Origin of the sequence: Telluribacter sp. (assembly GCF_035998675.1) — a bacterium.
Classification (GTDB): Bacteria; Bacteroidota; Bacteroidia; order Cytophagales; family Spirosomataceae; genus Telluribacter.
The window spans coordinates 130,010-142,397 of sequence record NZ_DASYHI010000019.1 but is presented as its reverse complement, the minus strand read 5'-3'; the positions used below and the strand labels follow the sequence as shown (position 1 = coordinate 142,397).

Annotated in this window: 12 protein-coding genes; 1 reads left to right on the top strand and 11 read right to left on the bottom strand. The window is 53.9% G+C overall.

The window, feature by feature from the left end:
• Positions 1-37: 37 nt before the first annotated feature.
• Positions 38-1,675: a GMC family oxidoreductase gene (locus tag VGN67_RS12875; RefSeq protein ID WP_327487252.1), complete on the top strand. Its 1,638-nt coding sequence runs from the start codon at positions 38-40 to the stop codon at positions 1,673-1,675.
• 99 nt (positions 1,676-1,774) lie between these two features.
• Here the strand turns inward: VGN67_RS12875 and VGN67_RS12870 are convergent, their stop codons facing one another.
• The 11 genes from VGN67_RS12870 to VGN67_RS12820 all read right to left on the bottom strand — a co-directional run bounded on the left by VGN67_RS12870 (position 1,775) and on the right by VGN67_RS12820 (position 12,205).
• Positions 1,775-2,293: an NADH-quinone oxidoreductase subunit J gene (locus VGN67_RS12870; protein ID WP_327487251.1), complete on the bottom strand. Its 519-nt coding sequence runs from the start codon at positions 2,291-2,293 to the stop codon at positions 1,775-1,777.
• Positions 2,294-2,358: 65 nt separating this feature from the next.
• Positions 2,359-2,952, bottom strand: coding sequence for an NADH-quinone oxidoreductase subunit I (locus VGN67_RS12865; RefSeq protein ID WP_327487250.1), 594 nt, complete (start codon positions 2,950-2,952; stop codon positions 2,359-2,361).
• A gap of 28 nt (positions 2,953-2,980) precedes the next feature.
• The gene (gene nuoH / locus VGN67_RS12860) at positions 2,981-4,060 is read right to left on the bottom strand and encodes an NADH-quinone oxidoreductase subunit NuoH (protein WP_327487249.1); all 1,080 of its coding nucleotides are present in this window, start codon (positions 4,058-4,060) and stop codon (positions 2,981-2,983) included.
• A 56-nt stretch (positions 4,061-4,116) separates the two neighbouring features.
• Positions 4,117-5,232, bottom strand: a complete 1,116-nt coding sequence (locus VGN67_RS12855) for a 2Fe-2S iron-sulfur cluster-binding protein (protein WP_327487248.1) — start codon at positions 5,230-5,232, stop codon at positions 4,117-4,119.
• Positions 5,233-5,331: 99 nt separating this feature from the next.
• On the bottom strand, positions 5,332-6,672 hold the full coding sequence (nuoF, locus tag VGN67_RS12850) for an NADH-quinone oxidoreductase subunit NuoF (RefSeq protein WP_327487247.1): 1,341 nt from the start codon (positions 6,670-6,672) through the stop codon (positions 5,332-5,334).
• A gap of 27 nt (positions 6,673-6,699) precedes the next feature.
• Positions 6,700-7,197, bottom strand: a complete 498-nt coding sequence (locus tag VGN67_RS12845) for an NAD(P)H-dependent oxidoreductase subunit E (protein ID WP_327487246.1) — start codon at positions 7,195-7,197, stop codon at positions 6,700-6,702.
• A 33-nt stretch (positions 7,198-7,230) separates the two neighbouring features.
• Entirely contained in the window at positions 7,231-8,460 is a 1,230-nt protein-coding gene (gene nuoD, locus VGN67_RS12840) for an NADH dehydrogenase (quinone) subunit D (protein ID WP_327487245.1), read from the bottom strand.
• Positions 8,461-8,486: 26 nt separating this feature from the next.
• Positions 8,487-8,987: an NADH-quinone oxidoreductase subunit C gene (locus VGN67_RS12835; RefSeq protein ID WP_327487244.1), complete on the bottom strand. Its 501-nt coding sequence runs from the start codon at positions 8,985-8,987 to the stop codon at positions 8,487-8,489.
• A gap of 8 nt (positions 8,988-8,995) precedes the next feature.
• Complete coding sequence (locus VGN67_RS12830) at positions 8,996-9,538, bottom strand: NADH-quinone oxidoreductase subunit B (RefSeq protein WP_327487243.1); 543 nt, start codon at positions 9,536-9,538, stop codon at positions 8,996-8,998.
• Positions 9,539-9,581: 43 nt separating this feature from the next.
• Entirely contained in the window at positions 9,582-9,956 is a 375-nt protein-coding gene (locus VGN67_RS12825) for an NADH-quinone oxidoreductase subunit A (RefSeq protein ID WP_327487242.1), read from the bottom strand.
• A gap of 191 nt (positions 9,957-10,147) precedes the next feature.
• Entirely contained in the window at positions 10,148-12,205 is a 2,058-nt protein-coding gene (locus VGN67_RS12820; RefSeq protein ID WP_327487241.1) for a sialate O-acetylesterase, read from the bottom strand.
• Positions 12,206-12,388 lie beyond the last annotated feature (183 nt).

Below are 12,388 nucleotides of genomic sequence, written 5' to 3'. Positions count from 1 at the left end.
CCTGTGCTTTTGAAGTACTCCTACCTCTAACCTTCCTATGCAATTCGACTACATCATCATTGGGGCGGGTTCGGCGGGCTGCGTGCTGGCCCTTCGCCTTTCGGCTGACCCGACCGTGACGGTCCTGCTCCTGGAAGCGGGAGGGCCCGATACGAAAATGGAGATTCATATACCGGCGGCTTACTCCCGACTTAACCGTACCGACGTAGACTGGGCCTACCAGACCGAGCCCCAGGCGCAGGTCCTGAACCGGCGGATGTATCTGCCGCGCGGCAAGACCCTGGGCGGATGCAGCTCCACCAACGCCATGGCTTACATCCGGGGCAACCGCGCCGACTACGACGAATGGGCTGCGCTGGGTAATGCGGGCTGGAGCTACGAGGAGGTACTGCCGTACTTTAAACGCTCAGAACATAACGAGCAGCTTACTGACCGTTACCACGGTCAGGGCGGGCCGCTCAACATAACCCACGCTCAGCGGTTTCGTACCCCCGTAGCCGACGCATTTGTGGAAGCCTGCGTGCAGCGGGGGCTTCCGGCCAACCCCGATTTTAACGGAGCCGAACAAACCGGAGCGGGACTGTTTCAATTTACCATCAAAAACCAGAAGCGCCACAGTACCGCGGCCGCTTTCCTGAAGCCGGTGCTGCACCGGCCTAACCTGAAAGTAATTACCCACGCCCATACCAAACAGGTACTTATAGAAAACGACCGGGCGGTGGGAGTGGAGTTTTTAACCGGAAAAAACACTACTGAAACCGCCCGGGCTAGGCGGGAGGTAGTCCTGTCGGCGGGCTCGTTCAACTCGCCCCAGTTGCTGATGCTGTCGGGAATTGGGGAGGCAGAGGAGCTGAAGCGGCACGGAATTGTGGTAAAGAAGCACCTGCCGGGCGTGGGCAAAAACCTGCAGGACCACCTGTTTCTGTCGGTGAGTGCGCTGGCGTCGGTTAGTACCGCCAACTACTACCTCAAGCCCCTGAATCAGGTACTGGGCTTACTCAACTACGCGCTTTTCAAAAAAGGCATATTTACGACCAGCCCGCTGGAGGCCAATGCCTTTCTGAAAGTTACGGATAGTCCCGATCCGGTAGATTTTCAATTTCACTTCGCGCCGGTCCACATTGGCAACGATTACAAACCTGATTTTTATAATCCGAATACCTATCCGCATACCAACGGCTTTACCATTCTGCCTACGCTGCTCAAGCCCAAAAGCCGGGGGTACGTAGGGTTGCGGTCAGCCAATGCTATGGACAGCCCGTTCATTCAGCCCAATTTTCTGTCGGAGGAGGACGATATCGTTACGCTTGTAAAAGGTACCCGAAAGGCCCTGGAAGTCATGGAAGCCGAGGCTCTGGCTCGTTACCGTACCCACATCATTACACCCCCCGACCGTAGCTCAGACGAAGGCATTCTGCGGCACGCCCTGCAGGTACTCGAGACGGTGTACCATCCGGTAGGTACCTGTACCATGGGCCATGACGAAAGGGCGGTAGTGGATTCCCAACTTCGGGTACATGGTATAGAAGGACTGCGGGTAATAGACGCCTCCGTTATGCCACGTATCATTGCCGGTAATACCAACGCCACCGCCATTATGATCGGTGAGAAAGGGGCGGATCTGATTTTGGACCGGAAGGCAGAATGGAGGAAAGAGGAAAGGCAGGAAATATAATGCAGAGACACCCGATCGGGTGTCTCTACCCAATGCAAAAAAAGGGGCTGACCAAGTGGTCAGCCCCGCAAACTATAAGCAAACAGGTACGGGGTCAATTTAAAAATGACGCTCTCCCACTTCGCGCCGGCCCAGCATTACGGCGCCGGTCATGGCAATGAGGAAAAGCACCGACGCCAGCTCAAAGGGGAGCAGGTAGTCCCGGAAGAGTACGCTACCCAGGCTTTCCACCATCCCTACCTGCGAGTTGTACTCGTAGGGGTTGTAAGTACCTACCACCGACCTCCGGTACGCGCCGAACAGAATCACGAACAGCGTGCCGGCCACAATCATGGCCGCAATCTTGGTCAGGTTCGTTTTCGCTTCCTCATCCTCCTTCTTCATGTTCAGAAACATGATAACGAAAAGGAAAAGTACCATGATGGCTCCGGCGTACACTATGATATTGACCGCCGCCAGAAACTGCGCGTTCAGCAGAATATAGTGGCCCGTCAGACAAAAGAACGTCAGGATCAGGTACAGTACACTATGAATGGGACTGCGGGCAAAAACCACCATCAGGGCACTGAGTACAGTCAGGAACGACAGAAAATAAAAGATAGACAGCGTCGGATTCATAAACAGGTATTGGTCACTTCCAGTGGGCGGTTGCTCACGCGGCAAAGATACAAAATTAGTTAGATTCAGGGAATAGCGCGCGGCTCTACCCCCGAGACTTCGCCCCGGGCTTTCTTTTCGTCCAGCAGGCGGGCTTCTTCTTTGGTCCAGGCTTCGCGTTTGTAGCGATCGTTCATATCTTCTACGAGTACATCCTTACCCCAGATTACCTGATCCCGCTCGGTAAAGACGGGTACCATTTCGTCGTGACGCAGGTACACGGCCTGCTTGGGACAGGCTTCTTCGCACAGTCCGCAGAAGATACAGCGCAGCATATTTACTTCGTATACGGCCGCGTACTTCTCCTCGCGGTACAGGTTTTCCTCCCCTTTCTCCCGCTCGGCGGCTACCATTTGGATAGCTTCGGCCGGGCAGGCCACGGCGCACAGGCCACAGGCGGTACACCGCTCGCGTCCCTGCTCGTCACGCTTAAGGATGTGGCGCCCCCGGAACACGGGGCCCAGGTATCGCTTTACCTCCGGGTACTGAATGGTTACTTTCTTTTTGAAAAAGTGCTTGATCGTAATCGCCATCCCTTGCGCAATAGCAGGCAGGTAGGCTTTTTCGGCCAGCGTCATTTCTTTATTACTAACTTGCTTAGAGCGATTTGTCAACTGCATGGCAATGTATATTTTTCCGTGTAGGGGATTACTTCAGCAGGGCCGTAAAGTAAGGCTCCAGAAAAAGTACTCCCGTACCAGTGATGATTATATTTAAAATAGCCAGCGGGATTAATCCCTTCCAGCCCAGGTTCATGAGCTGGTCGTAGCGGAAGCGCGGAAGCGTCCAGCGTACCCACATATAGAAGAATACGAAGAACAGCGCTTTGGAAAAGAACGCCGCCGTACCAAGTATGGTGGCTACGTTATGGCCGGCCACGCTACCAAAGGCATCGGTAAGCTGTACATACACCCAGTCCATACCGGGGTAGTTATAGCCGCCAAAGTACAGGGCCGAAATTACGGCCGACGAAATAAACATATTGATGTACTCGGCAAACAGGTAAAAACCCAGCTTCATACTGCTGTACTCGGTATGGTACCCGCCTACCAGCTCGGTTTCGCACTCGGGCAGGTCAAAAGGCGTACGGTTACACTCCGCAAAGGCGCAGGTCAGAAAAATGATAAACCCGAGGGGCTGGTACCAGATGTTCCAGTTACCGCCGTGCTGCTGGGCTACTATATCACGCAGAGACAGCGAGCTGGACATCATCAGAATGGCTACAATGGCCATACCCATGGCTATTTCGTAGCTGATGTTCTGCGAAGCCGCCCGAATAGCCCCCAGCAGGGAAAACTTGTTGTTGGAGGCCCAGCCGCCAATCATGATACCATATACCCCCAGCGATACTACACCAAAGATGTACAGGATACCGATGTTAGCTTCCACCGCCTGTACCGCTACTTCCACCCCGTCGTACCGGATGGTACTTCCAAAGGGTATTACCGCACTGGCCATAAGGGCGGTAAGCATAGCCAGCGCCGGACCGGCGATAAACAGCCATTTGTTGGCCTGAGCGGGAATGAAATCTTCCTTGAAGAACATCTTTCCGGCGTCTGCCAGCGGCTGTAGTATGCCAAACAAGCCTGCGCGGTTAGGGCCAATCCGGTCCTGAATGAAAGCGGCGACTTTCCGCTCACCCCAGGTAGAGTACATGGCAATCAGGAGGGTTAGTCCAAATATGACCAGGATAATAAGGCCCTTGATAATGAACTCGGTTAGTTCCATGGTGGTATACAGCCGGAGGCCCTGTGGTACCTCCGGATTGCTGGTTATAGGTTAAATCAGTTTTTCTCGGCCAACTGCGAACGGTGGTTGGCTTTCTCATTATTTTCAATACTCAACTGACGAATGGTATCATTATCCGTCACAAAGTCGCGGTCATCGTCTACGGGCTTGTACTGTGAATTCGCCAGTTTCAGCGCAAAATCAGGCTTTTTAACCACATCCGCGCGGTACTTATTCGCCGAGATCACCGAGCTGCGCATGACTTTAGTAGGACCTTCAATAACCCAGTCGCTGGTACTTTTCTTTTCGAAACGGCAGGTGTTACAGATAAACTCCTTCACCTCGTCCCACTCGTTTTTGCGCGCCGTTACCCTGATTACCTCTTCGCCCCGGTACCACAGCGTCACCTTGCCGCTACAGGTAGGGCAGTCGCGGTGGGCATCGACGGGCTTCGTAAACCATACGCGGTTCTTGAAGCGGTAGGTCTTATCGGTCAGGGCTCCTACCGGACACACGTCTATGACGTTACCGGAGAAATCGTTATCAATGGCTTTCTCGATATAGGTACTGATTTCGGCGGCGTCGCCCCGGTTCAGCACCCCATGCTGACGCTTATTGGTGATCTGGTCGGCCGTAAACACGCAGCGGTAGCACAGGATACAACGTGTCATGTGCAACTGAATGTACGGGCCCAGGTCGTGCCGGTCAAAGGTGCGGCGCTCTTCCTCATAGCGGGTATTGGCGGCTCCGTGCTCATAAGCAAAGTCCTGCAGGTGACACTCACCGGCCTGATCGCACACGGGGCAGTCGAGGGGGTGGTTGATGAGCAGGAACTCTACAACGCCTTTGCGGGCTTCCAGTACGGCCGGATTGGTCGTATTTTCTACCACCATACCGTCCTGTACCTGCGTAATGCAGGAAGGTACCAGCTTGGGCATCGGACGCGTGTCTTTGGCCGATCCCTGCGCTACCTTCACCAGACAGGCCCGGCACTTGCCACCCGTCCCTTTCAGGGGCTCGTAGTAGCACATAGCCGGGGGCACCAAGGAATCCTGGCTGCGGTCGGCTTCGGCGATTTTCCGGGCCGCCTGCATAATAGTGGTACCCGGCTCTACTTCGACTTCAATGCCGTCGAACGTTATCTTTAACAAAGTTGGTTTGGTCTCTTCCATTTATATTAATGATTGAATTTTGAGTGAGTGATTGAGTGAATAAAAAAATCTTCTAGTATTCACTCATTCTCGCCTTCTCTCATTCAAAATTAACTCAAATTACACCAGGGCCGCGGCACCCATATACACCGCACCGGGGCGGGTAGCCTCCTGCGGGTGGGTCACGTGCCATTCAAACTCTTCACGGAAATGCCGGATAGCACTGGCTATGGGCCAGGCGGCCGCGTCTCCCAACGGACAAATAGTATTTCCTTCTATTTTCTTAGCTATATCAACCAGCAGGTCAATGTCGTGCATGCTGCCGTGGCCGTGCTCAATGCGGTGAAGTACTTTCTCCATCCAGCCGGTACCTTCGCGGCAGGGGCTGCACTGTCCGCACGATTCGTGGTGGTAAAAGCGGGAGAAATTCCAGGTATTACGCACGATACAAGCCGTTTCGTCAAATACAATGAATCCGCCCGACCCCAGCATGGTACCGGTAGCGAACCCTCCGTCCGACAGCGACTCGTAGGTCATCAGACGGTCTTCGCCGTTGGCGGTTTTGGTAATCAGATGGGCCGGCAGAATGGGTACTGACGAACCTCCGGCTACCAGCGCTTTCAGGTAGTGGCCGTCACGGATACCGCCACAGTACTCGTCTGAATTCAGAAATTCATCCACCGTAATACCCAATTCAATTTCGTACACGCCCGGCTTTCTGATGTGGCCGGAAGCAGAAATAAGCTTGGTACCGGTACTGCGTCCTACCCCGATGGCCGCGTAGGCGTCACCGCCGTTGTTGATAATCCAGGGCATGTTGGCAATGGACTCCACGTTGTTTACCACCGTAGGGCTTTGGTACAGACCCTTTACCGCCGGAAAAGGAGGCTTGTTACGCGGGTTACCACGCTTTCCTTCCAGCGATTCCAGCAGGGCGGTTTCTTCGCCACAAATGTACGCGCCACCGCCGGGCTGTACGACCAGTTCCAGGTCGTAGCCCGTTCCCAGAATATTTTTACCCAGGAAGCCTTTTTCTTTGGCCTCGGCAATCGCTCTTTCCAGAATCTGAATCACGTACATCAGCTCGCCCCGTACGTAGATAAAGGACTTATTAGCGCCCAGCGCGTAGCTCGACACGATCATCCCTTCGATCAGCAGGTGGGGGAGCATCTTCATCAGGTAGTGGTCCTTAAAGGTACCCGGCTCCGACTCGTCGGCGTTACAAACCAGGTAGCGGGGTACGCCCTCCGGCTTGGCCAGAAAGCCCCACTTCATTCCCATCGGGAAGCCGGCTCCGCCCCGGCCGCGTACGCCTGATTTCTTTGCCTCTTCCACTACCTCCTCGGAGGACATGGTTTTAAAGGCTTTCTCAACAGCCGTATAGCCCCCGTGTTGGCGGTACACCTCAAAGGTATCGATGCCGGGGACATTTATATATTCAGTTAAGATCTTCTTTGCCATTTTTATAGTAGTATCAGCCTAAGCCGATTATTTGCTCAACTCATCAATGATCTCGTCAACCCGCTCCCGGGTCAGATTCATGTAGTACTTCTCCCGCACCTGGAACACGGGTCCCCAGCCGCAGGCAGCCAGGCACTCTACTTCCTTCACCGTAAACAGGCCGTCGGCGGTAGTTTGTCCGGCATCCACGCCCAGTTTTTCTTTCAGGTACCCGTACACTTCCTCCCCGCCCATCAGGCAGCAGGGGCCGGTCCGGCAGTATTCAATTACGTGCTTACCGACGGGTTCCAGGTGAAACATGGTGTAGAAGGTAGCTACTTCGTAGACCTCAATGGGTTGCAGGCTCAGAATATCCGCTACGTAGTCCATAACGTCACTGCTCAGCCAGCCCCACTGCTCCTGAGCTACGTGCAGCACTGGCAAAAGGGCCGATTTCTGACGACCTTCGGGATAGCGGGCAATGATTTCCTGTACTTTGGCCAGACGTTCCGGCGTAAATGCTACTGTATTAGGTGCTTCGATCATTATCTTTCTGCGAGAAGGATTCCAATGGTTAAGTTACGCGTCCAGCTCTCCGGCAATTACGTTCAGGCTACTCATGGTCAGGATCGCATCCGACAGGGTACTTCCCTTACACATTTCCGGAAAAGCCTGGTAGTAGATAAAGCTCGGACGACGGAAGTGCAGACGATACGGTGTGCGGCCTCCGTCGCTGATCAGGTAAAAGCCCAGCTCACCGTTGCCGCCTTCTACCGAGTGGTATACTTCACCCACGGGCGCGTCAATTTCACCCATCACAATCTTGAAGTGGTAGATGAGCGCTTCCATGCTGCGGTATACCTCCTGCTTGGGCGGTAGGTAAAACTCCGGCGCGTCGGCGTAGAACGGTCCCTCGGGCAGGTTGTTCATGGCCTGCTCGATGATCTTCATGCTCTGCCACATTTCTTCGTTACGTACCATAAAGCGGTCGTATGTATCGCCACTCTGGCCCACGGGAATGATAAAATCAAAATCTTCGTAGGACGAATAGGGATTCATGACCCGTACGTCGTAGTCAACCCCGGCAGACCGCAGGTTAGGTCCCGTAAAACCGTAGCTGAGCGCCCGCTCCGCCGAAATGGGCCCTACGTTGATCGTACGGTCCATAAAGATGCGGTTACGGTTGAAGAGGTTCTCAAACTCCTTCAGAACCGGCGGCAGGGTTTTTAGCATCTCCCGTATTTTCCGGAGCGCCTCGTTGGAAAAGTCTCTTTCCATACCGCCCACACGGCCCATGTTGGTTGTCAGGCGGGCACCGCAGATTTCCTCGTATATTTCGTAAATCTCCTCCCGTTTTTCCATCAGGTACAGGAAGCCCGAGTAGGCTCCGCTGTCCACCCCCAGAATTCCGTTACAGATCAGGTGGTCGCTGATACGGGCCAGCTCCATCAGGATCACCCGGATGTACTGCGCCCGCTTAGGTACTTCTATACCCAGCAGCTTTTCTACCGTCATGTGCCAGCCGAAATTATTAATAGGCGACGAACAGTAGTTCATCCGGTCGGTCAGGGTGGTGATCTGGTAAAAAGGGCGGCGCTCGGCTATTTTCTCAAACGCCCGGTGTATATACCCGATGGTCTGCTCACCCGACACAATGGTTTCTCCGTCCATCTGCAGGATGTTCTGGAAAATACCGTGGGTAGCCGGGTGCGTAGGCCCCAGGTTGAGGGTAGTCAGCTCGCCCACCAGTTCGGGGTGGTCGGGCCGGGCCGGGTAATTTTTATTAGGTACTAATTCAATATCTGCCATGGTACTTGCTCAATTAGATAGTAGGATCATCGGCCAAAGAGCGCGTCGGTCTTATCCTGACGCGTCGAGTCTTCCATCGGGTACTGCTTCCGCATGGGGAAGTAGTCCATTTCCTCTATATTCAGGATACGCCGCAGGTCCGGATGTCCGTCAAAGATAATGCCGAAGAAATCGTAGGTTTCCCGCTCCATCCAGTTTGCCGACGCGTATAGCGGCGTAGCCGAAGGAATATGAACATCGGCTTCGGGCAGAAATACCTTGAGCCGGACCCGGAAGTTCTGGGTTAGGCTGTGCAGGTGGTAAACCACCGCAAACTCCTGGCCCGGATCATCCGGATAGTGAACCCCGGTAATATCAGTCAGAAACTGGACCTTAAAACGGTCGTGGTGAAACAGGTACTCCATGAGGGGTAGTACCTGCTCGCGGGTAGTGGTAAGGGTTAGCAGCCCGTACGGTTCTTCAAAATCATATACATTGTCGCCGAACTTCTTTACCAGTTCTTCAGCTACTTCCTGATTGCTAAGCATAGAGTGGGTTATTGTATTTTATAGGACTCCAGCAGGTGTTGGTACTCGTCAGAATTACGACGACGCAACGACTCGTTGCGGGTCAGTTCCTGCACCTGCATCAGGCCCTCAAGAATTTGCTCCGGACGGGGCGGACAGCCCGGTACGTACACATCGACGGGAATAATCCGGTCAATGCCCTGAAGTACGCTGTAAGTATCAAATATACCACCGCTGGTAGCGCAGGCCCCTACGGCCATGACCCAGCGTGGCTCGGCCATCTGCAGGTACACCTGTTTTACAATGGGGGCCATTTTTTTAGCAATGGTACCCATTACCATCAGCAGGTCGGCCTGCCGGGGTGAAAAACTGGGCCGCTCCGAACCGAAGCGGGCAATATCGTAGTGCGAGCCCATGGTCGCCATAAATTCAATACCGCAGCAGGAGGTGGCAAACGGCAGCGGCCACAACGAGTGGCTGCGTGCCAGGCCAATGACCTGATCTAACGAAGTAGCAAAGAAACCAGCCCCACTGTGCCCGTCCGGGGCCTCCACCATCTTTATAGGTTCCATAATATTTTGGATTTAAAAAATCAACAAGTAAAACAACAACCGGCTATTGTTCCCACTTCAGTACACCCTTGCGGATGATGTAGTAGAAGCCAGCCAGCAACAAAGCCATGAACAGCAACATCTCAATAAAGCCAAGCATACCCAGCTTCCGGAAGTTAACCGCCCAGGGATACATAAAGATAACCTCCACGTCGAACAGAACGAACAGGATAGCTACCAGAAAGTACTTGACCGACACCGGAGTACGGGCGTCGCCTTTTATTTCAATTCCGCACTCAAACGGATCGTCTTTCAGGCTGCTCTTGCGACTGGGACCAATCTTGTGGGTTACAATCATAGTCACCACAATAAAGGCCGCCGCCAGACCAAACTGTACCACTATGGGTAGAAAATCAGAGGGAAGATAAGTCGTATTCATAGTTCTTGGTTTCTTAACAATTTCCGGATAAGAAACGTTTCTTAACGATTGCTTAGACAAGTATAGTACCTGACTGTAAAATTACTACCTGCAAATTTACCAACCAAATACGGGAGTTTGTGTCTTGCTTACAGAAAAAGTACAAAAAAAGGCTCCTGAAACCAGGAGCCTTCGGTAAATAGCATAAATTCTTAATCTACTACAATTCGCTTGGCGACGTCCACACCCGGAGCCCTTACCCGCACTATGTACACACCGGGGGCCAGCGTACCGGCATTAATACTACGACGTTGGTTCAGAAGTGGAAACTGCTGGGTCCGGATCAGGCTGCCGTCTACATTGTAAAATGCAACTTCGGCGTTGGTCAGGTCTTCCCGCGTTTCGATGGCAATAACGCCCCCCCGGGTAGGATTGGGGAATATTACAATGGCATCGCCTTCGGAGGGCAGATACGCCACGGGCGCGGAGAAAGAAGAGTAACAGCTAAGCTGGTTGCTGCTGCCCAGGTTGTACACGGCCTTGGCCCGGGCGGTGTAGCTACCGGTTTCCGCTACTTTAATTACGTCGGACTCCGGCTTCAGAAACTGATTATTCCGTTTCCACTCGTAAGTCACCGCCAAAGCGGCATCGGGAATGGTGGCCTGCATACTGAAAGGACCCGACTGCACCACAGTAGGCTGAGGTACCCGGGGGCGGAGGGTCAGGTTGGTGGGGGCCGATGCGTCAGATACGCAGCCAAAGACATTCTGGGCGCGTACGGTATAGGTGCCGTTTTGTAAAGCCCGGGTAGTAAGGCCGGTGGTGTTGTTGCTCCACAGAAAATGATCGGTACCGCCGGAGGCCGAAAACACAAAACCCGAGTCAGCGCAGGCCTGCTGCTGCCCCGCCGGCACAATGGAGGGCGTCAGGGGCTTTATGTTATTATCAACTGTAACGGACGGGCTCAGGATCGTATTTCCGTTCGCATCTTTCAGCGTAGCGCGGTAGGTACCCGGCGAAGTCACGGTGATAGCCCGGCCGGTTTGGCCCGTACTCCATACGTAGGAGGCATAGCCGACAGGAAGGGTGAGGGTAACGGCCCTGTTATCGGAGGCGCAGGTTGTGGTGATAGGGGGTAAGGCGGCCGGTACCAGCGGCGTAACGGTAGAGAAAAAAGTAGTGTTCAGGCTGTTGTTCCAGGCGTTGGCCAGGATGGTCAGCCCTTCCAGCCCGTAAAAGTGAATACCATCGGGCCGGGGTACAAACAGCTCGTCGGTTTCGGGGCCTGGATAGGTACTGTTGAAGGGGGTGTTTATGACCTGGTTCTGACCGGCAATAACCGCCGGGCTGGTATTGGTCAGGCGGGAAGTACGGGCAATCACCCAGGTGATTCGTTTGCCGGTGTCGCCACTTAGTGTATTGATTAGTAACTGAAGGTCCCGGGCATACTCCTGCGTACTGGTTTTGGCAAAGTTATCCGATTCACCCTGCATCCACAGAATGGCCCTCGCCCCGAGCAGGTTGGCGTAATAGCGGGTGGCCATGAGCAGGTTAGCGTAGGGCATGGCGGGCGGATAGTTAAAACCACCAAATACGTTAGAGGTAGGTTTGCCGGCGGCGCTTTCGGTCCAGTTCCTGACTGCCGTGCCGTCCCAGGCCGCATTAATGAACAAAACCGGTACGTTCAGTTTCCGGGTGAGCCGGTCGCCCAGCAGTCCCCACATCCAGGCGGTTTGTCCCCGGGGGCCAATTACCGCGTCCGAAGTAAGTTGGGCAAAGGTAGGAGCAGGCGGATCAAAGAGGGAATTAACGGTATTGTCGTAAACAATGTAGTTGACGCGGTCGTCGGTGGCGGAAGGTCCGGGGTTGTCCCGGAGGCCCTGGGCGTTGGATTGTCCGGCAATCAGAAATACTTCTCCGACGCCCATGCGGGCTACTACGTCTCGGCCTGCTATGGCTTCGTTGGCTATGCCCCGCACTTCGAGGGTATACCAGCCGCCCTGCAGGCGCAGGGTGCCCAGGAAAGTACCTCCGCCGGGGGCGTTCTGAAGGGTAGTCCATTCGGTACCGATACCTTGCCCCGGTACTACGGGCACCGCCCGTACCTCAACTCTGTCGAGGGGTTGCGAGTAAGTACCTGACACCGAGATGGTCGTCTGGCCGGTTACGTCGCGTTGATAAACAGCTCTGTCGGTAGGGGAGGTAATCCTGATCTGGGCACTAACAACGACAGGAATACACAGTAGTAGCAACCAGGTTTTCAGAAACACAGCACACGTAAAGGGTTTATACATTTGATTTATATAAATAAATATTGAATCAATTTTTCTGCCGGTACGGGCAGTACAGGAGCAATGCCGGGTACCCACCCATAAGGGCGGGTACCCGGCATCAACCGACTACAAATTTAAGAGATTATTTTTGCTACAACGCACCAATTTTCTTTTTGCGTC

Excerpts from the sequence above, each read along its gene's own strand:
- VGN67_RS12875 (WP_327487252.1), top strand. The coding sequence starts at position 38 with ATGCAATTCGACTACATCATCATTGGGGCGGGTTCGGCGGGCTGCGTG.
- VGN67_RS12870 (WP_327487251.1), bottom strand. The coding sequence starts at position 2,293 with ATGAATCCGACGCTGTCTATCTTTTATTTTCTGTCGTTCCTGACTGTA.
- VGN67_RS12865 (WP_327487250.1), bottom strand. The coding sequence starts at position 2,952 with ATGCAGTTGACAAATCGCTCTAAGCAAGTTAGTAATAAAGAAATGACG.
- nuoH (WP_327487249.1), bottom strand. The coding sequence starts at position 4,060 with ATGGAACTAACCGAGTTCATTATCAAGGGCCTTATTATCCTGGTCATA.
- VGN67_RS12855 (WP_327487248.1), bottom strand. The coding sequence starts at position 5,232 with ATGGAAGAGACCAAACCAACTTTGTTAAAGATAACGTTCGACGGCATT.
- nuoF (WP_327487247.1), bottom strand. The coding sequence starts at position 6,672 with ATGGCAAAGAAGATCTTAACTGAATATATAAATGTCCCCGGCATCGAT.
- VGN67_RS12845 (WP_327487246.1), bottom strand. The coding sequence starts at position 7,197 with ATGATCGAAGCACCTAATACAGTAGCATTTACGCCGGAACGTCTGGCC.
- nuoD (WP_327487245.1), bottom strand. The coding sequence starts at position 8,460 with ATGGCAGATATTGAATTAGTACCTAATAAAAATTACCCGGCCCGGCCC.
- VGN67_RS12835 (WP_327487244.1), bottom strand. The coding sequence starts at position 8,987 with ATGCTTAGCAATCAGGAAGTAGCTGAAGAACTGGTAAAGAAGTTCGGC.
- VGN67_RS12830 (WP_327487243.1), bottom strand. The coding sequence starts at position 9,538 with ATGGAACCTATAAAGATGGTGGAGGCCCCGGACGGGCACAGTGGGGCT.
- VGN67_RS12825 (WP_327487242.1), bottom strand. The coding sequence starts at position 9,956 with ATGAATACGACTTATCTTCCCTCTGATTTTCTACCCATAGTGGTACAG.